The sequence below is a fragment of the Novosphingobium sp. PhB55 genome, from assembly GCF_004368805.1.
GTDB lineage: Bacteria > Pseudomonadota > Alphaproteobacteria > Sphingomonadales > Sphingomonadaceae > Novosphingobium.
On the sequence record NZ_SODQ01000001.1, the window covers coordinates 212,943 to 233,655 of the forward strand.

A 20,713-nucleotide genomic window follows, 5' to 3' on the forward strand; every position below is an offset into this window, starting at 1 on the left:
GGTTTCCACCTCCTCAATTACGTGACCGCGGCAGGCCGAGGCCCTTTTCGGCGATCATCGAACGGTGCACCTGGCTGGTGCCGCCGTAAATGGTCGTCCCATGGGCATGGCGATAGGCGAGATTGAGCGCATTGGCCGCGCCCTTCCGCTTGGCCAGCGAATAGGGCGCCGTCAGATCGAGCAGATCGCGCGAGTCGGTGATGAAGAGTTCGGACGAGAACATCTTCGCCATCGGCCCATAGGCGCCGTTGCCCTTGCCGTGGACTTGCGTCCAGTTGGCGCGATAGGCGATCATTTCGGAGGCGATGACATGGGCATAAGTGCGGGCCAGTCGCATCTGGGCCTTGGGCGTATCGATCAGCTTGTCGCCGCCCGCCACCGGGATTTCCTCGCAGAGTTCGACCGCGTTTTCGAGCATCGCGCGCTGCACTTTGGCAAAGCCGCCGCCGTGTTCGAGTTCGAGGCTGGCCGCCATGGTGCGGCCTCCGGCGTTGATCTCTCCCAGGCGCCAGGTGTCCGGGATCCTGACGTTGTCGTAGAACGTGATATTGGTGCGCTCGTCCATGAACGTATGGACGGCCTGGATCGTGACGCCTTCGGCCTTGAGCGGCACGATGAACATCGTCAGCCCCTTGTGCTTGGGCGCATCCGGATCGGTGCGGCAGAGCATCAGCACATAATCGGTGAGGTTGGCGCCGCTGGTCCACATCTTGGTGCCATCGATCCGCCAGGAGCCGTCCTCAAGCCGGGTGGCCTTGCACTGCGCGGCGAAGACGTCCGAGCCGCATCCCGGTTCCGAGTAGCCGAGCGAGCAGATCGCATCGCCGGCCATGACCTTGGACAGCACGTCGCGCTTCAGGTCCTCGGTGCCGAAGCGGTACATGATGAGCGCCACCATCTGCGCGACATTGGCGACAGGATTGTTCCAGCCCTCTTCCTCGAAAGCCTCGCGCGCGCCGGTCACTGCATAAGGGCTGAGGCCGCGTCCGCCGACATCCTTGGGAAGCTGGAGATAGGCAAGGTTCGCCTCGACCAGCTGCTTGTGGATCACCGGGTGGTGGCCTTCCCATGAGAAGTGGAACTTCTCGCGCTGTTCGTCAGTGACGTTGCTGGCGAAGAAGGCCCGGATTTCCTGCTGGATCGCGCGGGCATCCTCGCCCAGATCGAACTCGACCGGAACGTCGCCCACATCGGGAAGGCTGGCCTTTTCCTGGGCGTAGAGGCGGCGGCCGGCCTCTGCCAGCCAGTCCTCGGGATCGCCCGCGACCAGCGGCCACGCCTTGGCGCGCAAGTTGTAGAGGTGGACGTCATGCTCGGTGGTGAGGCCGATGCCGCCGAAGGTCTGCACGGCGTGACGCACGGTGCGGCCCGCCGCGCCCGAGGCGTACCATGCGGCCAGCGAGACCTGCGCGCCGGCCGCTGCCTCGCCGTCGGCGATCGAGCGCATGGCTTTCCAGGCGAGGAACTTGGCGGAATCGATCTCGCAGATCAGGTCCGCCATCGGATGGGACAGGGCCTGGAAAGTGCCGATGAACACGCCGAATGCCTTGCGCTCGCCGGCATATTCCGCCGCCATCGTCAGCGCCGCCCGGCTGAGGCCGGACAGCGCGAGTGCGATTAGGATCTTCCATTCCTCGAGACCGGCGGCGAAGGTCGCGAGCGCTTCGTCGCCGTTGCCCAACACAGTTACGGGCAGGGCGGAGAGATCGAGGTCGGCGATAGCCGTGGAGGCCAGAGTCGGCTCGGCCATGCGTGCATCGGCGGGCACCGTGACGAGTACGATCTCGTCACCCTTGCGGGCAACGACCGCGTCGGCAACCAGACCGCCGGCTACCCATTGCCTGTGGAACTGCGCGATATCCTGCATGGCGATGGTGACTACTGCCTCGCCGCCGACCGCGCTTGCGAGCAGGTCTTCCTGGCCGCCCAGCAGGCCCAGCACGCGCGTTGCCACCAGAGCTTCGGCCAGCGGACCGGAGGCGAGCGTGCGGCCCGCCTCTTCCATCAGCAGACCGGCGTCGAACAGGCCGAGGCCCATGCCGTCCGCCTCTTCAGGCACGCGCATCGCAAAAGCGCCGAGTTCGGCAAGGCCCGACCACAATTCGGGATCGAAGCCGCCGGATTCCTGCGCCTTGCGCACGCGCGTGGAACTGGAATGTTCGTCGAGGAAACGCGCGAAGGTGTCGCGCATCATGCCCTGTTCGTCGGTGAGGTCGAAGTTCATTTCAGGCTTTCCCCGGGGCTTTTGGTTTTCGTGTTTCCTCGTCAACATCATACCTCGTCGCCCCGTTCAATCGCCCGGCCCACGCAATCGCGGGCGCGATAGCTGGAAACGCGTGCTGGCCGCCTGGGGAGGGGAGGCGTAGCTTCCCCGGTCAAGGCGCCCTTAAAGATGCGCCCGCCGGCAGCCGATCCGGCCCGGCAACTTTGGGAGTGCCGTCATGCAAATGAACGACATGGTGCTGATCAGTGTCGACGATCATATCAGCGAGCCGCCGGATCTGTTCCAGAATCACCTTTCCGGCGCCGCGCTCGACTCGGCGCCGAAGCTGATCCAGGACGAGAACGGCAAGGACTTGTGGGTCTATCAGGGGATGAAGTTCCCCTCGGTTGGCTTGAACGCGGTGGTCGGCCGGCCTTTCGAGGAATACGGCATGGAGCCGACCTCGCTCGATCAGCTTCGCGCCGGTTGCTATGACGTGCACGAACGCATCAAGGACATGGACGTCAACGGCGTTGCCTCGTCGCTCAACTTCGGTTCGGTGTTCGACTTTGCCGGCGGCCGCCTCCACCGCGTGCCCGATCGCGAACTCGCGAAAGTCCATGTAAGCGCTTATAACGACTGGCATATCGACGAGTGGTGCGGCGCCTATCCGGGGCGTTTCATCCCCTGCGCGATCCTTCCGACCTGGGACATGGACGCCACCATCGCCGAGATGAAGCGCGTGTCGGGCAAGGGCTGCCACACCGTCTCGATCAGCGAGAATCCCACCTGCCAGGGCTTGCCGAGCATCCACAACGCCTATTGGGATCCGTTCTACAAGGCGATCAACGATCTCGACATGACGATCTGCATCCACATCGGCGGCGGCAATCCGGCGCCCCATGCCTCGATGGAAACGCCGATCGAGGCGTGGATCTCGACCATGCCGATGTCGATCGCCTATGCCGCGTCGGACTGGCTCCAGCTTGAGGCGCTGCATCACTATCCCGACATGCGCATCGCGCTTTCGGAAGGCTCGATCGGTTGGGTGCCCTACTTTACCGAGCGGGCGGACTTTTCGAACTGGCGGCACAAGGCCTGGACCAATTCGCGCTTCCAGAAGATGAAGCCCAGCGAGATGTTCAAGCGGCACTTCCTGAATTGCTTCATCGACGATGCCTTCGGCCTGCAGAACATCCAGTTCATCGGCGAGGACAACATCGCCTATGAATGCGACTATCCGCACTCCGACACGCTATGGCCGGAAGTGCCCGAAAATCTCTGGCCCTCGATCAACCATCTGACCGACGCGCAGATCGACAAGATCACGCACGGGAATGCCATGCGCTGGTTCCGCTTCGATCCGTTCCAGCACTTCACGCGCGCGGAACTGACGGTCGGTGCGCTGCGCGAGAAGGCGAAGGCGGCGGGCGTGGATACCGGCCCCAAGTCATCGGCAGGTGAGCGTCCGGTGGAGGAGGGCGATACCCGTCCGGTCACCTCGGGCGACATCATGAAGATGTTCATGCGGCATGAGGATACCGACCGCACGGCCCGGATGCAGAAACAGGAGGCCTGATCGCAGGCTCGATCCGGCGTTCCTGCTCGCCTGCAAGCCCTTTGCGAGATTTTGCGCGGGGGCGATATGTGCGGGGGCGCCGGGCATTGGCGTACGAAAAGCGGAATTGATCGAGCCGGTTGATGATAATTTCATCCGCGCCCACAGACCGGTTCGAACCGGCGGGGCGCAGGCCGGGCTCGATCCGGCGTTCATACCCGGGGAGAGGGTCATGACGGAAACCTTGTTTGCGCTCGACGGGCGCAACTACCGCGATTGCCAGCAGGTGTTCAGGGGCGCCCGCGACCAGGAATACTATAGCGGCGATTTTTGGGTGGAGGATGCGGGCACTGTCGATGTCCGATCGGAACGCAAGGCCGTGGGGGCCATGTCGATCATTCGCCAGCGCTCGGCCAGCAACCTGTTCTTCCGGCGGTCCCGCCAGCATATCCGCGAAGATGCGACCGATCTTTCGATCCTGTGGTTCGTGAGAAGGGGGGCACTGTCCTATTCCGACCAGTTCGGCGGCAAGCTGGCGCGGCCGGGAGACTTGTTGGTCACGCGTTCGATGACGCCGTTTCTCATCGAATGCCGCAAGGACGAGGACAGCCACGAGAGCCTCCACGTCACCATGCCCACCCATGTGCTGCGCTCCTCTATCGCGCAGGACCTTGGCGCGGGGTTGGTGGTGGCGGGTGGCCGGCCGGAGCTGGCCATGGCCGAGCGGATGCTGGGCGAAGTCTTCGCCGATGAAGGGCGTCTGGGCGAGAGTTCGGCGCGCCTGCTGATGGATACCGCGATCGGCCTGGTCGCCAATGCCATGCGCGCCCTATGTGCCTTGCAACCCTCTCGCCAGTCGATTGCCGACCGCCGTCTGGAGGAAGTCCTGCGCTTCATCGAGGTGCACCTTTCGGACCCGCAGCTTTCCACGGCGATGGTGGCCAGGGGCTGCGGGATTTCGCCGCGCTACCTCTCGTTCCTGCTGCGCCTGCGCGAAACCTCGTTCTCGGAACTGGTCTGGGAGCAGAGGCTGGCAAAGGCGAAGGACTGGCTGGGCAAGAGCGATCCGCGGGACATTTCGATCAGCGAGATTGCCTATGGCGTAGGCTTCAAGAGCCCGGCGCATTTCAGCCGCATGTTCAAGCGCGTGTTCGGATTGAACCCCCGAGAATATCGCGGCGAGGGCGGCGGGGTGGCTGCTTTGCCAGCACCTGCCGCGGCACGTCCGGTGAACGAGCCATTTGCAGGTCTGCCGCGCGCCAGCCTGCTCCTTCAATAGCCGCGCAAACGCCAGAGCGATCTATGCGCAAGGGACGTCGCTGCGCTTGCGCCTCGTCATGTCCGTAGTCGAAGCTGGCGGCATACCGATGCAATCGGATCGACGGGAGAGCACGACAATGCCCAAGTACAAGCTGATCGCCCTCACGACCCCCAAGGCAGGGCGCGAGGAGGACTATCACCACTGGTACGACAACAATCACCTGCCGGAACTGGTGAACACCTTCGGCATGACCGGCGCCCAGCGTTACGAACTGGTCGCCCGGCTCGTCGGCAACGACAGCAACCCCTATCTCGCGATCTACGACATCGAGACAGACGATCCGATGGTACTGCTGGGCGCGATCGGCAAGGCCACGGCTGCCGGCCAGCTCACGCAGAGTGACGCGCAGGACATGGGCACTTGCTACACCGCACTGTTCACCGAAAGGGGCGACCGGGTAACACCAGCCGCCTGACTGCCGCAGCCTCGCGGCACCTGTCCGCGAGGCGTGTCAGCGGCCGCTGAACCGGGGCGGCCGTTTTTCTTTCAGGGCGGCGATCCCTTCGAGATGGTCGGCACTGCGGACGGAGACGCTTTCATAGGCGATCCCGGCATCCATCAATGCCGCCGCCAGCCGCTTGAGTTCGAGATTGGTCAGAACCTTGGTCGCCCGGATCGCCACCATCGCGCCGGCCAGCAACTTCGCGCAGAAGGCATCCACCCGGGCGTCGAGTTCCTCGGCCGGAACGCAGTGATTGATCAGCCCGATTTCGGCCGCCCTGGCAGCCGTCAGCAGTTCGCCGGTGAGGAGGTACTCCTTCGCTCTGGTCAGGCCGATTCGCTGCGCCCAGATCACCGCACCGCCATCGCCGGCCACCAGGCCAAGGCCGACATGGGGATCGCCGATCTTCGCGCCTTCGGCAGCGAAGATCACGTCGCAGAGCAGTGCCAGCGTGGCGCCGAGGCCCACGGCATGGCCGTTCATCCGGCAGACGACGGGCTTGTCGATATCCAGCAGGGTCGAGACGATGCGCTTCGCCACGCGGGCCTCATGGTCGAACAAGTGGGGGTTGCGGGCATTATGCTCGATGTGGTCGAGGTCGCCCCCGGCGGAGAAGGCGCGGCCGGCGCCGGTCAGCAGCACGAGGTCGGAGCCCGGATCGCCCTGGGCGAACCACAGCGCTTCTGCCAGATCGTCGTGAAGCTGGAGGTTGACCGCATTCATTGCCTCGGGCCGGTTGAGCGTGATCCGCAGCAGGCGTTCCTCGCGGGCCATGGCGATAGTGGCCAGGTTCGGCAGCGGCGGAATGGCGCTCATGTTCGTCAGGTCTCCCAATGGTTCTTGCTGTCGTCCTGGCGGTGATAGACCGCTCCGTTAGGCGAAGGCAGGGGCAATCCTATTTCGCGATCACCTTTCGCCCCGGCGAAACCTTCGCTCTTGCAGGCCTTTGTCGGCCTCTTCGCCTTGCCAAGGCCGGGCGGTTCCGTTCTACCTCGCTGAACGCCTGAACGGCACCAGCCGCGGGTCATGGAAGAGGAAGCGTAAATGGCGCAGTTCGACGAGAGCTTCGATTGGGTGGTCGTCGGCAGCGGAGCCGGTTCCATGGCCTCGGCGCTGCTGATGAAGCAGGCCGGCAAGTCGGTGCTCATCTTGGAGAAGTCGCCGTGGGTGGGCGGGACGACGGCCAAGTCGGGCGGAGTCATGTGGATCCCCAACAACCGCTTCATGGACCCGGGCGAGGACAGCTTCGAACAGGCCTGCCAATACCTTGACGCGGTCGTTCCCGATGGTGACGACAGCCCCGGGACCAGCCCCGAACGCCGCCGCACTTATGCGCGGGAGGCGACCCGGATGCTGGACTTCATCGTGTCCCAGGGCGTGGCGATGGAGCGTGGCTCGCGCTTCTGGCCCGACTATTATGACGATCTGCCCGGGGGCATGAAGACCAGCCGCACGGTCACCGCCGTGCCTTTCGACAAGAACGCGCTGGGCAAGTCATGGGCCGGCAAGCTGCGCCAGGGCTTTGCCGAAGCGCCCATCCGTCTCGACGATGGAATGAAGCTGCCTTTCGCCAGGCATTCCTGGGCGATCAAGAAGATCCTCCTCAAGACCGCGGTGAAGATCGTCGCCGGCAAGCTGACCGGCAAGCACTGGGTGACGGCGGGCGCCGCCTTGCAGGGGCGGATGCTCAAGGCCGTGCTGGACCGGCAGGCGGCGGAGATCCGCACCGACAGCCCGGTCACGGAAACGGTGGTCGAGGATGGCCGCGCGCTGGGCGTGGTGACGGTCAAGGACGGCAGGCCCTGGCGCATCGGCGCGCGGCTGGGCGTGTTGATGAATGCCGGCGGCTTCTCGCAGAACCAGGCGATGCGCGACAAGTATATGCCCGGAACGCGCGCCGCGTGGTCGAACGGCATCGAAAGCGACACGGGCGACATGCATGCCGAACTTGAGCGCCAGGGCGCCGTGCTCGCCCAGATGGACCAGATGGTCGGGTTCCAGATGTCGGAAGCCCCGGGCTGGGATACGGACTACGTCAAGCCGGGTACCCAGAGCACCACGGGCAAGCCGCATGCCATCCAGGTCGATCAGACGGGCGTTCGCTACATGAACGAAGGCGGCTCCTACGAGGAGTTCTGCGAAAACATGCTGCTGCGCAACCGCACGGTCCCCGCGATCCCGAGTTGGGCGATCATGGATCAGCAGTACATGGACGAATATGCGGTCGCCGGCAAAGGCATGGCGAAGAAGAACATGACCGCCTGGCTGACGTCGGGCTGGATGCGCAAGGCAGACAGCATCGAGGCTCTGGCAGGGCAGATTGCAGTGCCGGAGCAGGCCCTCAAGGCCACTGTCGAGCGCTGGAACGGTTTCGTCCGGGGCGGGCGGGACGAGGACTTCCATCGCGGCGACCGGGCATACGACAACTGGCTGGGCGATCCCTTCTTCAAGGACGGTCCCAATGCCTGCATGGGCACCATCGAGCAGGGTCCGTTCTATGCGATCCCGGTGGTTCCCGGCGATGTCGGCACTTACGGCGGCGTCGTCTGCGACAGCGACTCGCGCGTGCTCAGGGCCGACGGCTCGCCTATCGAGGGGCTCTATGCCTGCGGTGTGAGCACGGCCTCGCCGATGGGCCGCGTCTATCCCGGCGCCGGGGCCAGTGTCGGTCCTTCGATGACCTTCGGCTGGATTGCCGCCAGGCATGCGGCAGGCTTGGGCAACCAGGTCTGACAGCGGCGTGGAGTCGGCGGTCAAGCGCCGATCGAGAGGCATCGCCGGTGCGACGGTTGGTCGATAACGCCGCGGCGGTCCGGCCTCCCCTTGCGCACACTTGCCCTTGCGGTACTGAACTTGAGTTCAGCCCGCAAGGTTCACCTATGGGCGGAGAGGCTGCTCGAGAGAGGACACATGAGCCAGACACTGGAGAACAGGGCATCCCCGGATGCCAAGACGCAGCTCGACATTTACCGCCGGATGATCCGGATCGAGCGCAACGATGACGCCACCCGCACCCAGATCCGTCGCGGCCGCATTACCGCGCCGTACTATTCGGCGCGTGGGCAGGAATGCATTCCCTCAGCCATCTCGGTGCTGCTGAACAACGACGACAAGATCTGCACGATCTATCGCGGCATCCACGACATGGTCGCCAAGGACATGCCGCTCCGCCCGCTCTGGGCAGAAATCTGCGGACGCGTTGACGGCACCTGCAAGGGCAAGGGCGGCCCGATGCACCTCACGCACCCGGAAACCGGCGTGATGGTGACGACGGGCATCGTCGGATCGTCCATGCCGATCGCCAACGGCTTCGGCTGGGCGGCGCTGCTGGACGGCACCAAGCAGGTCACCGTGGCCTATTTCGGTGACGGCGCCAGCAACATCGGCGCGTTCCACGAAGCGTTGAACCTGGCCTCGGTCTGGAAGCTGCCGGTGATCTTCGTCTGCCAGAACAACGGCTTTGCCGAGCATACCCGTTACGAGAACGGCACTTCGGTCGACCACATCTCGAAGCGCGCGATCGGCTACGGCATGCCGGGTTACACCGTGGACGGCAACGATCCGGTCGACGTCTATGCCCACGCCCACGCCGCCATCGAGCGTGCGCGTGCGGGAGAGGGGCCTACGCTGCTGGAATGCAAGACCTTCCGCTTCATGGGCCACGTCTTCGGCGACGCAGACGGCTACATGACCAAGGAAGAGAAGGCAGCGGCGATCGCCAAGGATCCGCTGCCGATCTATCGCCAGAAGCTGATCGACGACGGCATTGCCACTGCGGCGCAGCTCGACGCGCTGACCGCGAAGATCGAGGCCGAAGTGAATGACGCCATCGAATTCGCGATGGCCTGCGAATACCCGTCCGACGACGAACTGCGCCGCGACGTCTTTGCCGAGGAGATTCCGGCATGAGCACCGATACCCTTGACGCACCGGTCGTCGAGACCGTGAAGATGAACGGCCTTCAGGCGATCAACGCCGCGCTGATGGAAGCGATGGAGGCCGATCCCAAGGTCCTCGTGCTGGGCGAGGACATTGCGGATAACGAAGGCGGCGGCGTCGTTGGCGTTACCCGCGGGCTCTCCACCAAGTTCGGCACGATGCGCGTGCGCTCAACGCCGATCTCCGAACAGGCGATCATCGGTGCTGCCATCGGCGCGGCCATGGGCGGCTACAAGCCCGTTGCCGAGATCATGCTGATGAACTTCACGGCCGTCGCCATGGATATGATCGTGAACCACGCGGCCAAGCTGCGCTTCATGTCGGGCGGTCAGAGCCAGGTGCCGATGGTGATCCGCACGTTGACCGGCGCGGGCAACCAGACTGCCGGCCAGCATGCCGACTTCTATGAGGCATGGTTCTGCCACACTGCCGGCATCAAGGTGGTGATCCCCTGGACCCCGGCTGACTTCAAGGGCCTCTACCTCTCGGCCATCCAGGACCCGGACCCGGTCATCATCGTCGAAAGCGGCAAGACGCTGTTCGTGCCGATGGACGTACCGGTCAATCAGGGGCCGATCCCGCTGGGCAAGGCCAACGTCGTCGCACCCGGTTCGGACATCACCATCGTCTCCTATGGCCAGATGATGTTCACCGTCATGCAGGCCTATGAGGAACTGACCAAGGCGGGTGTCTCGGTAGAAGTGATCGACCTGCGCACGATCTCTCCGTGGGACAAGGAAACCGTTCTGGCCTCGGCCGAGAAGACCGGCCGCTTGCTCGTGGTCCACGAAGCGGGCCGTAATTTCGGCCCCGGCGCGGAAATCGCCGCGACCGTGCAGGAAACGCTGTTCGGCAAGCTCAAGGCCCCGGTCGGCCGCCTCGGCGCGCCCTATTGCTCGGTGCCCTTCGCCAAGAAGCTGGAAGACGCCTTCCTCGTGCAGCCGCCCGAGATCATCGCCGAAGCCCAGCGCCTCGTCGCGATGGGCTGAACGACACCGCCATTCATTGTAAACGGAAGGGCCTCCGCAGCGATGCGGGGGCCTTTTTGCGTCATAGGGCGATGGAGCACTTCTGGCCGGGCTAGGCGTGGGGAACTTGCCGGAACCGTGTTGAAGCAGAGATCGCCGGGGATGGCTTCCTCGAAGCAAAGCCGACGTGATTTGAACTGGCTCGACTTAAGCCCCCCTTCTGGCCTCGTCATCTCGGTCTTCGCGGGGGCGACGAGATTGTGAGCAGTGCGGGAGGGGTGCATGTGCAAGAGCTTGGGAATGAGAACGCAGCAGCGCCCGGAACGCGATGCCCTTCTCAAAAATCCGTCAAGCCGCGCCGAGGCGGATCACCACACCATCGCGTCCACCCGCTTTTCCGGGCGAATGTAGATCGACGTAATCCACGGGGAGAGTGCTTTCATCCGGCACTCCAGTTCCTCGATCAGGGTTTCGGCTTCGCCCATCATCAGACTATCGTCGAAGTCCGCGCTGATGGCGACGAAGATGGCCTGCGGGCTGGTGTGGACCGTGCGGATGTGATTGACCGCGTCGATGCGAGGGTGGCCGTTCAGCACCTCCCGAATTTGGGCGATGAGAACCGGGTCTGCCGCTTCGCCGATCAGCAATTCCTTGGATTCGCGGGCCAGCAGCATCGCCACGCCCGCCAGCACGCAGCCGATCAGGACGGAAGCGACGCCATCGATCCGCGGGTCGGCAAAGTGGATCGAGGCCCAGACGCCGACCGCCGCGATGACGAGGCCGATCAGCGCCGCACTGTCCTCGAACAGCACGATGAAGCCGGGCGGATCCTTGCTGCGGCGGATCGCCTGCCACCAGGTCTGATCGCCGCGCCCGCGATCGAATTCGCGCACGGCGAGGGCCCATGAGGCGCCTTCCATCAGAAATGCGATGCCCAGAACGATGTAATTGAGCGTCGGATCTTCGATCGCGTGCGGTTGCCGGATATGGACGAAGCCTTCGTAGATCGACACACCCGCGCCGATCGCGAAGATCAGGATGGCGACCACGAAAGCCCAGAAATACAGCTCGCGACCATAGCCGAACGGGTGCGTCGGGTCCGGCTTTCGGCTGGCGCGCTTCTGGCCGTAGAGCAGCAAGACCTGATTGCCGCTGTCCACCAGCGAGTGGACGCCCTCCGTCAGCATGGAGGACGAACCGCTGATCCCCGCGGCCGCGAATTTGGCGACGGCAATGCCCAGATTGGCCGCCAACGCGCCATAGAGCACGATATTGGCCTTGAAATGCGCAGCTACGCTGCCTGTCTCGCTCATCGTGGGGCGGTTCCTCGCAGGACTTCGAAGAGTCCCAACTGTCACCGCCCGTGCGAGGTTGCGCAAAGGCTGTCGATTTAGCCCAGCGCCTGACGTCCCACGCGCTCGTTCCACAGGTCGGCATTGCCGCAGAGTTGCAGGTTCAGCAGCGCGCGCTTGAGGAACAGGTGGCAGGGATGCTCGTCGGTAAGGCCGATGCCGCCGTGGAGTTGCACCATCTCCTCGGTTACGAAGCGGAACGCTTCGGCGGCCAGGACCTTGGCTGCGGCGAGTTCGGTGACGCTGGCTTGCTCGTCGCGCGCGCGCTTCCACAGCAGGGCCTCGGCGACGACGATGCGCGTCTTCATGTCCGCGGCGCGGTGCTTCAGGGCCTGAAACAGCGCGATTGGACGGTCGAACTGGCGGCGGACCTTCATATACTCGATCGTCATGTCCAGCGCCGCGCCAGCAGCACCGATGCAGTCTGCCGCGAGGGCCAGTTGAGCTTCGCCCGAAAGCCGGTCGTGCAGGGCCTTGGCGCCCGCTGCGTCAGTGAGCATCAGCGTGGGCGCATACCCATCCAGCACCACATCGAACAGGCGGCGGCTGGGATCCCAGATCGCGCGCTCCATCAGCGAGACGCCGGGTGCGTCGAGCGGCACCAGCGCGTAGCCAGTGGGCAGTTGCGCGACCACGGCGACGGCCATGTCCGCCTCGAACACGCCCGAAATCGTGCCCGAAACAGAACCGTCCGATCCTTCGGTCAGCCTGGCGGAAAGCATCGGCAGCGGCGCATATTCACCGCCTGCCATTCGCTCCAGCCAGTCCGCACGTCCGGCAAAACTCTCGCTCGCGGCGATCGCCTGAAGGCCAAGCTGCGCCGGGATCAGCGGCATGGCGGAGAGTACGCGCCCCATTTCGAGGTGCAGCGCGGTCGAAGCTTCCCGCGTGAAGCCAAGGCCGCCGTCTTCTTCGGGCAGGCGCACCATCAGCCAACCCATCTCGGCGGCCAGTTGCCAGCTTTCATCGCGTGAGGGCGAGAGCTTCTCCGCCGGAAACGCCTTCTGCGCGGCGTCGGTGAGTTCGTTGAGTTCGATCACAGCACCCACCCCTTCGGCTCGCGCGGCATGTCCAGCATGCGTTCGGCGATGATGTTGCGCTGCACTTCCTCGCTGCCGCCGGCGATGGTCCAGGCATAGGAATTCATGAAATCGGCCATCCAGTTGCCGGTGTTGAGATCGCCGAACGTAATCGGCGCCATGTATTGCTCGACCATGCCGCCCAGCCGCAGGCCCAGCGCCGAATAGGCGCGCAGGGCCCGGCTATAGGCGTTCTTGACGATGGAGGCGTCCCCCATACGCTCGATCCCGTTGATGCGGTTGTCCAGGAACTGGTCGGCAATCGCGCAGACGGCGTCGACTTGCGTGACGAGCGTGCCGAAATCGCGCAGCACCCCGCGATCGTCCTCGTGCCCATGCTCGCGGATCAGCGCGGCGACCCGGCCCAAAGCCCCGCGCATGCGGTAGGACAGTTCCATCAGCGTCAAACCGCGCTCGGAGGCGAGCGTCGCCTGCGCCACGGCCCAGCCTTTGCCTTCCTCGCCCACGCGTTCGGAGACCGGGATTTCCACGTTATCGAGGAAGATCTCGGCAAATTCCTCGTCGCCCTGGATCTGGTGGATCGGGCGGACGGTGACGCCCGGCGCCTTCATGTCCATCAGCAGGTAGGTGATGCCCGCCTGCTTCACTCCGTCAGACGAAGTGCGCGCCAGCAGCAGGCACTTGTCCGCGAACTGCGCCATCGTCGACCAGACTTTCTGGCCGTTGATGACGTAGACGTCGCCGTTCCGTTCGGCCCGCGTCTTGATCGCGGCAAGGTCCGATCCGGCGCCGGGTTCGGAGAAGCCCTGGCACCACGTCTCGCCTTCGAGGATCTTGGGCAGATAGCGCGCCTTCTGCTCGGCATTGCCGCATTCGTGCAGCGTGGCGAAGGCGTGGTAGGTGGACACGAACGAGAGCAACAGGCGGGGGCAGTCGGCGCCGGCCAGTTCCTCGTAGATCACTTTCTGCTCGGCCAGGCTGCGGCCGCCGCCGGGATATTCGGCGGGCCAGTGCGGGATCGCATAGCCGGCGCGGACGAGCTTGCCGAACCAGTCGCGCTGGGTGCGGACGAAATCGTCTTGCGTGCGGCTGGCATCGCGCCAGCCGGTGGGCGCTTCGGCTTGGAGGAAGCTGCGGACTTCGCTTCGCAGGGCTTCTAGATCGGCGGTATCGGTCATCTCCTGTCCTTGCCGCCCGGCCGAGGGGGCGTCCAGACAGGGGCGGGTCGCTGCGGCGATATCGAGGCGTGTCAGTCCCCGTTCGCGCTTTAGACTGCGACTTCGATGCTGTCGCCGATGATGCGCACTTCGTAAGTCTCGATCGGCATGGTGGCAGGCGGATTGATCGGCGCGCCCGTTTCAAGATCGAAGCGCGCGCCGTGGACCGGGCAGGAAATCCAGCCACCCCGCATCCGCCCGCATTCCAGCGTCTCGTAAGCGTGGCTGCACAAGTTGCGCACCGCGAACAGGCGGTCGAGCGTATTGCACAGCAGGAGGCTGAGCCCGTTCACGTCCACCACCCGCTTCGTGCCGGGCGGCACTTCGTCCAATGTCGCCACGGCCACGAAGGTCTTCTCGGTCATCGTCATCCCGTTTCTCTTTGGGCTCCCGCTGGCGCACACGAACAGGGCAGGGGGCCTGAACAGGAAGCCTTACCGTGAGGCCGCTTTCATGGGCAAGCCGCCGCCGCGATTAAGCGGCCTGACAAGCACAGACTGCGTGCCGGACCGCTTCCCGTGCGCTTGCGCGCCATGCCCGGGCGGTTTTCGCCGGGGCGTTGGACCCGTGCTTGTGAGCGGGGATGGCGCTCGGTAACGCCAGGGAAAGCAAAAACGAAGGATGCCATGCAGTTCGAATGGACCGAGGAACAGGATTCGTTCCGGCACAAGATTCGGGAGTTCCTGCATGCCAATCTCCCGGATGACTGGGAGAAGTTCTCCGAACATGGCCCTGCTTCGCCCGCGCTGACCGCTTTCGCGCGCGGCTTCTGCGTCAAACTGGCGAAGGCGGGCCTGCTCTTTCCGCATTGGCCGCAGGACATGGGCGGAGAGGGGCTGGGACCGTGGGAGCAGCAAATCCTTTCCGAGGAAATGTGGATCGCCGGAGAACCGCGCGGCGGCCAGTACATGAACGTCAACTGGATCGGCCCGACGCTGCAGAAGTACGGCACTGCCGAACAGAAGGCGCGTTACCTCGAACCGATCACGCAGGGTGAATCGCTGTGGTGCCAGGGCTTTTCAGAGCCGGACGCCGGATCGGACCTGGCCTCGCTGCGCACACGCGCGGTGCTGACCGACGGCCATTACGTTATCAACGGGCAGAAGATCTGGACCTCTTACGCCGGGCTGGCCGACACCTGCTTCCTGCTCACCCGCACCAGTGACGACCGGAAGAAGGGGATCACGATCGTCCTCGTGCCGATGGACACGCCGGGCATTACCGTGCGGCAGATCCCTTCGCTGATCGGCGAGGGCGACATTCACGAAGTGTTCTTCGACGACGTGACCGTGCCCGAAACCGCCCGCTTCGGTGAGGAGGGGCAGGCCTGGGAGATCGTTGCCTATTCGCTGCGCAACGAACGTCTGGGCATTCCGCGGTTCGTGCTGGCCCGCGCCGCGCTGGACCGGGCCGTGGCCATGCTGCAGGATCGGGGAGACTTCACCCGCGAGCACGTTCGGATCGAAGCTGCGCGCTGCGCGGCGCTCTGCGAAGGGGCGGGTACGGCCAACTATGCCGTCGTGCAGAAGCGGACGGAGGGATTGGCCATCGGCGCGGAGTCCAGTTCCGCCCGATACGCTACCGTGATGGCCGAGCGGGCGGTCTGCGATTTCGTGGTCGAGTTCCTGCCCGAGGCGCTCGCCGGCGGTTCGCCTTATCTCAAGATGCACCATCAGCGCGGGATCGTTGCGGGGATAGCGGCCGGTTCGGCAGAGATCCAGCTCAACATCATTGCCAGCGATGTGCTGGAACTGCCGCGGGAGCCACGCTGATGCAGCTTGCCCTCAATGAAGACCAGAGGCAGGTGCTCGATTTCGTCGAGGCACTGGCTCGGCCTTTCGCATCCGCCCCCTTGCACGATGCCGGACTGGCACTGGAAAGCGCCGAGCTTGATGCAGCGCTGGTGGAGAATGGCTTTCTCGATGTCCAGGCCGTGGAAGAACTCGGTCCGGTGACGGCGGCCCTCGTGGTCGAGAAGCTGGCGCGCCTGCCTTTCGCAGTGGAGGCGGCGTTTTCTGCGCTCGTCCGTCCGCTGATCGATCCCGACTTGCCGCGGCCGATCTGCCTGGTGGAAGAAGGACGGACCCGCACGCCGGTGCGCTTCCTCCGGCCCGGTGCCACCGTGGTCGTTGTCGGTGCGTCCGGCGTGCGCAGCTTCACCGCTCGCGAGGAGCAGATTGCGCCGGCGCAGGAGGATACGCTCTACGCCTATCCGGTCGCGTTCCTTGCCGACATGCCCGAGGCGATGACCCTGCATGCCGCCGATTCAGCGGAGATCACGCGCGCATGGCGAGTGGCCATGGCGGCGGAAGCGGCCGGACTGCTGGGAGCCGCCCTGGCCAGCACGGTGACTTATGTGTCCGAGCGCAAGCAGTTCGGCCGCCCGCTGGCGACGTTCCAGGCCATGCGCCACCGGCTTGCAGAGGCGCAAGTTCTCACGAACTGCGCCTATTGGCTGGCCATGCGCGCCGCAGCCACGGGCGAGGCCGCAGATGCCGCGATGGCGCTGCTCCACGCGCAGGAGGCAGCGCGTCGGGTCTGCTACGATTACCATCAGTTCCTGGGCGGCATGGGCATGACGCTGGAGCATCCGCTGCATTTGTGGACGTATCGCCTCAAGCTGCTCACCTCGGAACTGGGCGGCCGCGGAGAGCAGGGCCTGGCGGCGGCGGCGGCGCTCTGGGGCGAATAGCCTCGCAGCGATGGGCGAACCGTCGCTGCGATATCGGGCACGGATTGGTGTTCGGTCCATCGCGCCGTGGCATGCCCTATGCGAAGTCTTCTCCTGACAACGAAATCAGGTGGAGGATGCCATGAAGACACAGGATCTCATCGATCTGGACGGGCAAGTCGCGATCGTAACGGGAGCGGGACAGAACGCGGGCCGGGCAACGGCGCTGCAACTGGCGCGTCACAATGCCGGGGGTATCGCCGTCAACGACTTCGTGCCGGAACGGGCGGAAGCCGTGGCCGAGGAAATCCGCGCGCTGGGCGTGCCTGCGCTTGCCGTGCCCTTCGACGTGGGCGACCTCGACGCGATCCGCGCCGCCAGCGCCGCCGTGACCGCGAATCTCGGCCCGGCGACGATCCTGGTCAACAATGCCGGCATGGCCGGTCCCAATGCCACGATCCGGCCCAGCCAGACCTTCTGGGAAGAAGACCCCGCGAACTGGGACCGCTATCTGCGCACCAATCTCTATGGCGTCTACAACTGCTGCTTCGCCTTCATCCCGAACATGGTCGAGGCGAAACGCGGACGGATCGTGACCATCGTTTCCGATTCCGGCCGCATCGGCGAGCCGAGGCTGGCGGTCTATGCTTCCGCCAAGGCCGGCGCCCAGGGCTTCGTGCGGTCGATCGCCAAGGAACTTGGACGCTACAACGTGACCTGCAACGCGGTTTCGCTCTCGGCGCTCATGCCGGACATGCCCGAGGAGCAGCTCGCCGAAATCATGCAGGGCGACCATGCCAAGACCATGATGTCCCGCTACACGATCCGCCGCTACGGCAAGTCCAGCGACGTTGCCGGCCTGGTGACCTTCCTGTGCTCCGATGCAGCGGAATGGATCACGGGCCAGACTTATCCTCTCAACGGGGGTTACGCGCCGTCCATGTGAAGGTTGCCGGCGATTTCACGGCTCACGCCGTCCTGCCATTGCCGCATGACGAGGTAGCGTCCGTGAAGCGCCCCGCGGTCGCAGACCCCGAAGCCGAGAAGGGTACCCTCGCGGCCTTGCGCCGCGGGGAGCCACTTGACCCGCTCCAGCCCGAGCCGAAGCCCGTCGCGGCTTCTGTCCGGAGCCCGGGCAAGCGCTTCGGCAATCACGCGGCCGAGGTCGTGGCCTCGGGCTACGGCCGGGGCTTGCGTCCTATCCATCGCCGTCTCGGCCAGCAGCCGGTGCAGGGTCCGGTTATCGTCGGATACCAGATCGAGATAGAGCCAGCCATCCAGGGCCTGTGCGAAATCGCCGTGATAGCCGCGCAGGCCGGCCGTGTTCATGATCTTCGGTCCGGTCCAGCCCGCCTCTGTCAGGACGGCGGCAGCGGCCGGGGCAGACAATCCGAGGCCCAGATAGACGAACGCTTCGGGGCGGCTCTTGAGCACGGTTCGGGTGAGAACGCCGGCGTCTTCGCCCAGGGGGGAGATGCCTTCCGCTGCGACGATCTCCAGACCCAACACGCGCGCTTCGTCCTGGAGGCACTTGAAATGCCGGGTGCCAATGGCGGAACGGTCGTGGATGACACCAATTCCGGTGGCGCCGATCGCTGCCAGATGGCGGGCGATAAGCAGCGATTCGTCTTCATGGCTGCCGACCTGGAGCTGGAACATCCAGCGCCCGCGGGCGCGTTCGGCGCCGGCCCAGTTGATCGTCGGCACCCGCAGCTGTTCGGCAAGGGGCGTGATGACAAGGGCGTTGTCGCCGATCGCCGGTCCCACGATCATCCCAGCGCCTGCGTCGACCAGTTGGCGATAGGCCGTCTCGACGGCCTCCGAGGTGCCGGAAGGCAGCCCCAGGCCGTAGGCGAAAGCGAAATTGACCGGGAAATCGATCCGGCCGGCGTTTTGCAGTACGTGAACTTCTCGTTCCAGCCATTCCCCGATGTCGCCGGGGCCAGGTGCCGGGTCGGCCATGTCGTTGAGTATGCCCACCGTCACGCCTGCCATCTTCAGCTCCAAGTCCCGCGGCTGCTTTCCATTGCGGCAGACAATGGATCAGACGGGAAAAGGCTGCACGATGCTGCGGAGGCGTCCGTCTTAGGCGCGTTTGCCGCGCGCGAAGAGGGATGGGGGGCATAGGGCATAGCTGGGATCCACCGTCCCTTGCCCCAGCGTGGCGCCGCCCGAGAAAGCACGCCGCAGCTTGAAATCGTAGGTGACGACGCGCTTGGCAAAACGCCATTTGCCGTCCGCGCAGCGGCGATAATTGTCGATGTAGCGAACGGCCATGAAGTCCTCTTCGCTGTCCCCGTCTCGTCCCGGGATGAGATGCCAGGCGAGAGCGTAGACTTCGCCGCTCGCCCGCTCGCCCTCCACGGCGATCAGGTGATTGCAGACGTGGTGGCCGCTGTAGGGCATGTGAGGGAAGGCTCTGGCGATGAAGGCGCAGTAGTCTTCGGCGCTGCCATCGAAGCTGTCTCCGTGAGTGTCCGTGGCCTCGGGCGCGTAGAGATCGCGCAGCAGTTCGATATCCTGCCGGTCGATGGCGCGCGAATAGAGCAGTACCAGTTCGCGGATCGCCTCCTTGTCGAGCAGGACCTGCAGGGCCGTCTCATCGATCGCCATGGCATGTTACCTTTCTAGAGCAGGGCGCCGCCGTCGATCGGATAGATCTGCCCGGTGATGAAACTGGCCCGGCCGCTGGCGAGGAAGGCGACCATGCCGGCCATTTCTTCCGGCACGGCGAAAGGACGGCCGACCACGGTTCGGCGCAGGCGCAGCGCCTTGTCCTCCTCCGACAGGGCTTCCCCACCACGGCTGAACAGTCCGGATTCGGGATGGAAGCGGCTGCCACGGCTGAAGGCGGCGGGATCGGAAGCTATCGTGGCATAAGGCGCGATGGCGTTGACGCGGATGCCGTGACGGCCCACTTCCTTGGCCAGCACGGCCGTGAAGCTGTGAACCGCGCCTTTGGCGGCCGAATAGACCGGCAGCATATAATCCCCGACCAGAGCCGCGGTGGAGCCGACATTGACGATCGCGCCGGCCTTGCGGGCGATCATTCCGGGCAGCACGGCGTGCGTCATGCGCAGGACGGTGCCGAAATTGAGGTCGATGTCCGCCATCCACAGGTCCGGGTCGGAATCAGTGAACAGCCCCTGGTCCACATTCCCGCCGACATTGTTCACGAGCACGTCGACTGGCCCGATTGGCGCGGCGGCTGCGCAGACTTTCGATGGGGACGCAGGATCGCGCATGTCCGCCGCGACGAACACCGCGCGCCCGGCGCCGCTGGAAAGGCATGCCTCCACCAGTCCCGCGCCCGCTTCCTCATCGCGACCCACGAGCACCAGATCAGCGCCTTCCGCTGCGAATTCGAGCGCTATGGCCCGGCCGATGTTGGCCGTGGCGCCGGTTATGACGGCAAGCCTGCCGGAAAGATCGAGATTCATGCCGCCGCTCGCCTTCGTCCCATCGTGGTGGGAAGGGGCTAGGACGGATCCTCAGGCGGGGCAAACCGCCGAGGCGATCAGGTCTCCGGCTCGTTCACGCTGTCGGCCGCGTCGAACTGGCCGCGGCTACCCTTGGTGAGGACGCACCGAATGTCGTTGTCGGCGCCGTCCGCGCCGACATGGCGCAGGAAACCCTTGGAGGTTTGGTGCATCTTCATGCCCTTGAGCGCGCCGCCGGTCATGATGACCTGGTCGCCGGTCATGAGATAGCTGCCACGCACGCCATCGGGCGTCTTGTAGTTCGATCCCGTGACGGCGCGAAAATCGTATTGCGGCAGGCGGATGCCGACAGGGCCACCGGCCGAGCCGTCCCGCTCGCAGTTGTACTGGCCGACTGCCAGGGTGCCGATCGGCCCGCCGGGCACCGAGGGCGGCGCCGGGCTGGCGGCCAGCGGCACCGATACGAAGCCGGCGGCGAGAAGGAAAGCGACGAAAGGAGCGTTATGAAGGGCGCGCATCATGATGAACCGCTAGCATCCACGCGAAGCAATTGCCACAGCCA

At 64.9% G+C, this 20,713-nt stretch carries 19 protein-coding genes; 9 read left to right on the forward strand and 10 right to left on the reverse strand.

Annotated elements, in window-relative coordinates:
* Nucleotides 1-13: 13 nt before the first annotated feature.
* Nucleotides 14-2,224 (reverse strand): acyl-CoA dehydrogenase, encoded by a 2,211-nt coding sequence (locus tag EDF57_RS01030; protein ID WP_134092796.1) that lies wholly within the window; start codon nt 2,222-2,224, stop codon nt 14-16.
* Nucleotides 2,225-2,441: 217 nt separating this feature from the next.
* Between EDF57_RS01030 and EDF57_RS01035 the strand changes: the two genes are divergently transcribed.
* The 3 genes from EDF57_RS01035 (at nt 2,442) to EDF57_RS01045 (ending at nt 5,497) form a co-directional block, all read left to right on the forward strand.
* The gene (locus EDF57_RS01035) at nt 2,442-3,782 is read left to right on the forward strand and encodes an amidohydrolase family protein (RefSeq protein WP_134092797.1); all 1,341 of its coding nucleotides are present in this window, start codon (nt 2,442-2,444) and stop codon (nt 3,780-3,782) included.
* A gap of 211 nt (nt 3,783-3,993) precedes the next feature.
* Nucleotides 3,994-5,040 (forward strand): AraC family transcriptional regulator, encoded by a 1,047-nt coding sequence (locus EDF57_RS01040; RefSeq protein WP_134092798.1) that lies wholly within the window; start codon nt 3,994-3,996, stop codon nt 5,038-5,040.
* A 118-nt stretch (nt 5,041-5,158) separates the two neighbouring features.
* Nucleotides 5,159-5,497: a DUF4286 family protein gene (locus tag EDF57_RS01045; protein ID WP_134092799.1), complete on the forward strand. Its 339-nt coding sequence runs from the start codon at nt 5,159-5,161 to the stop codon at nt 5,495-5,497.
* Between the two features lie 36 nt (nt 5,498-5,533).
* Here EDF57_RS01045 and EDF57_RS01050 read toward each other — a convergent pair whose 3' ends face one another.
* On the reverse strand, nt 5,534-6,340 hold the full coding sequence (locus tag EDF57_RS01050; protein ID WP_132262475.1) for an enoyl-CoA hydratase-related protein: 807 nt from the start codon (nt 6,338-6,340) through the stop codon (nt 5,534-5,536).
* Nucleotides 6,341-6,568: 228 nt separating this feature from the next.
* On the opposite strand from EDF57_RS01050, the gene EDF57_RS01055 reads away from it, so the two are divergent.
* From EDF57_RS01055 to EDF57_RS01065, 3 genes are all read left to right on the forward strand, one after another.
* Nucleotides 6,569-8,257: an FAD-binding protein gene (locus EDF57_RS01055; RefSeq protein WP_134092800.1), complete on the forward strand. Its 1,689-nt coding sequence runs from the start codon at nt 6,569-6,571 to the stop codon at nt 8,255-8,257.
* Nucleotides 8,258-8,434: 177 nt separating this feature from the next.
* Nucleotides 8,435-9,433, forward strand: a complete 999-nt coding sequence (locus EDF57_RS01060) for a thiamine pyrophosphate-dependent dehydrogenase E1 component subunit alpha (RefSeq protein ID WP_134092801.1) — start codon at nt 8,435-8,437, stop codon at nt 9,431-9,433.
* Nucleotides 9,430-10,452: a transketolase C-terminal domain-containing protein gene (locus tag EDF57_RS01065; RefSeq protein ID WP_134092802.1), complete on the forward strand. Its 1,023-nt coding sequence runs from the start codon at nt 9,430-9,432 to the stop codon at nt 10,450-10,452. The genes EDF57_RS01060 and EDF57_RS01065 overlap by 4 nt, the downstream gene beginning before the upstream one ends.
* 347 nt (nt 10,453-10,799) lie before the next feature.
* Here the strand turns inward: EDF57_RS01065 and EDF57_RS01070 are convergent, their stop codons facing one another.
* The 4 genes from EDF57_RS01070 to EDF57_RS01085 all read right to left on the reverse strand — a co-directional run bounded on the left by EDF57_RS01070 (nt 10,800) and on the right by EDF57_RS01085 (nt 14,405).
* The gene (locus EDF57_RS01070; RefSeq protein WP_134092803.1) at nt 10,800-11,744 is read right to left on the reverse strand and encodes a cation diffusion facilitator family transporter; all 945 of its coding nucleotides are present in this window, start codon (nt 11,742-11,744) and stop codon (nt 10,800-10,802) included.
* A gap of 77 nt (nt 11,745-11,821) precedes the next feature.
* Entirely contained in the window at nt 11,822-12,823 is a 1,002-nt protein-coding gene (locus EDF57_RS01075) for an acyl-CoA dehydrogenase family protein (RefSeq protein ID WP_134092804.1), read from the reverse strand.
* Nucleotides 12,820-14,001: an acyl-CoA dehydrogenase family protein gene (locus EDF57_RS01080; RefSeq protein WP_134092805.1), complete on the reverse strand. Its 1,182-nt coding sequence runs from the start codon at nt 13,999-14,001 to the stop codon at nt 12,820-12,822. The genes EDF57_RS01075 and EDF57_RS01080 overlap by 4 nt, the downstream gene beginning before the upstream one ends.
* Nucleotides 14,002-14,090: 89 nt before the next feature.
* Nucleotides 14,091-14,405, reverse strand: coding sequence for a non-heme iron oxygenase ferredoxin subunit (locus EDF57_RS01085; protein WP_134093240.1), 315 nt, complete (start codon nt 14,403-14,405; stop codon nt 14,091-14,093).
* Nucleotides 14,406-14,666: 261 nt separating this feature from the next.
* Between EDF57_RS01085 and EDF57_RS01090 the strand changes: the two genes are divergently transcribed.
* From EDF57_RS01090 to EDF57_RS01100, 3 genes are all read left to right on the forward strand, one after another.
* Complete coding sequence (locus EDF57_RS01090; protein ID WP_134092806.1) at nt 14,667-15,812, forward strand: acyl-CoA dehydrogenase family protein; 1,146 nt, start codon at nt 14,667-14,669, stop codon at nt 15,810-15,812.
* The gene (locus EDF57_RS01095) at nt 15,812-16,732 is read left to right on the forward strand and encodes an acyl-CoA dehydrogenase family protein (protein WP_134092807.1); all 921 of its coding nucleotides are present in this window, start codon (nt 15,812-15,814) and stop codon (nt 16,730-16,732) included. Before EDF57_RS01090 ends, EDF57_RS01095 begins: the two co-directional genes overlap by 1 nt.
* 121 nt (nt 16,733-16,853) lie before the next feature.
* Nucleotides 16,854-17,657: an SDR family oxidoreductase gene (locus EDF57_RS01100; RefSeq protein WP_134092808.1), complete on the forward strand. Its 804-nt coding sequence runs from the start codon at nt 16,854-16,856 to the stop codon at nt 17,655-17,657.
* Here EDF57_RS01100 and EDF57_RS01105 read toward each other — a convergent pair.
* The 4 genes from EDF57_RS01105 to EDF57_RS01120 form a co-directional block, all read right to left on the reverse strand.
* Entirely contained in the window at nt 17,639-18,718 is a 1,080-nt protein-coding gene (locus EDF57_RS01105) for an ABC transporter substrate-binding protein (RefSeq protein ID WP_243840818.1), read from the reverse strand. The genes EDF57_RS01100 and EDF57_RS01105 overlap by 19 nt on opposite strands.
* Before the next feature lie 78 nt (nt 18,719-18,796).
* A complete protein-coding gene (locus EDF57_RS01110; RefSeq protein ID WP_134092809.1) occupies nt 18,797-19,324 on the reverse strand; it encodes a nuclear transport factor 2 family protein in 528 nt (175 codons plus the stop codon).
* Nucleotides 19,325-19,338: 14 nt separating this feature from the next.
* Entirely contained in the window at nt 19,339-20,151 is an 813-nt protein-coding gene (locus tag EDF57_RS01115; protein ID WP_134092810.1) for an SDR family NAD(P)-dependent oxidoreductase, read from the reverse strand.
* A 77-nt stretch (nt 20,152-20,228) separates the two neighbouring features.
* Nucleotides 20,229-20,669: a hypothetical protein gene (locus EDF57_RS01120; protein WP_243840819.1), complete on the reverse strand. Its 441-nt coding sequence runs from the start codon at nt 20,667-20,669 to the stop codon at nt 20,229-20,231.
* Nucleotides 20,670-20,713: the final 44 nt, after the last annotated feature.

Bases quoted from the DNA above. Each gene is read 5' to 3' on its own strand.
- EDF57_RS01030 (WP_134092796.1), bottom strand. From the start codon at position 2,224: ATGAACTTCGACCTCACCGACGAACAGGGCATGATGCGCGACACCTTC.
- EDF57_RS01035 (WP_134092797.1), top strand. From the start codon at position 2,442: ATGCAAATGAACGACATGGTGCTGATCAGTGTCGACGATCATATCAGC.
- EDF57_RS01040 (WP_134092798.1), top strand. From the start codon at position 3,994: ATGACGGAAACCTTGTTTGCGCTCGACGGGCGCAACTACCGCGATTGC.
- EDF57_RS01045 (WP_134092799.1), top strand. From the start codon at position 5,159: ATGCCCAAGTACAAGCTGATCGCCCTCACGACCCCCAAGGCAGGGCGC.
- EDF57_RS01050 (WP_132262475.1), bottom strand. From the start codon at position 6,340: ATGAGCGCCATTCCGCCGCTGCCGAACCTGGCCACTATCGCCATGGCC.
- EDF57_RS01055 (WP_134092800.1), top strand. From the start codon at position 6,569: ATGGCGCAGTTCGACGAGAGCTTCGATTGGGTGGTCGTCGGCAGCGGA.
- EDF57_RS01060 (WP_134092801.1), top strand. From the start codon at position 8,435: ATGAGCCAGACACTGGAGAACAGGGCATCCCCGGATGCCAAGACGCAG.
- EDF57_RS01065 (WP_134092802.1), top strand. From the start codon at position 9,430: ATGAGCACCGATACCCTTGACGCACCGGTCGTCGAGACCGTGAAGATG.
- EDF57_RS01070 (WP_134092803.1), bottom strand. From the start codon at position 11,744: ATGAGCGAGACAGGCAGCGTAGCTGCGCATTTCAAGGCCAATATCGTG.
- EDF57_RS01080 (WP_134092805.1), bottom strand. From the start codon at position 14,001: ATGACCGATACCGCCGATCTAGAAGCCCTGCGAAGCGAAGTCCGCAGC.
- EDF57_RS01085 (WP_134093240.1), bottom strand. From the start codon at position 14,405: ATGACCGAGAAGACCTTCGTGGCCGTGGCGACATTGGACGAAGTGCCG.
- EDF57_RS01090 (WP_134092806.1), top strand. From the start codon at position 14,667: ATGCAGTTCGAATGGACCGAGGAACAGGATTCGTTCCGGCACAAGATT.
- EDF57_RS01095 (WP_134092807.1), top strand. From the start codon at position 15,812: ATGCAGCTTGCCCTCAATGAAGACCAGAGGCAGGTGCTCGATTTCGTC.
- EDF57_RS01100 (WP_134092808.1), top strand. From the start codon at position 16,854: ATGAAGACACAGGATCTCATCGATCTGGACGGGCAAGTCGCGATCGTA.
- EDF57_RS01110 (WP_134092809.1), bottom strand. From the start codon at position 19,324: ATGGCGATCGATGAGACGGCCCTGCAGGTCCTGCTCGACAAGGAGGCG.
- EDF57_RS01115 (WP_134092810.1), bottom strand. From the start codon at position 20,151: ATGAATCTCGATCTTTCCGGCAGGCTTGCCGTCATAACCGGCGCCACG.
- EDF57_RS01120 (WP_243840819.1), bottom strand. From the start codon at position 20,669: ATGCGCGCCCTTCATAACGCTCCTTTCGTCGCTTTCCTTCTCGCCGCC.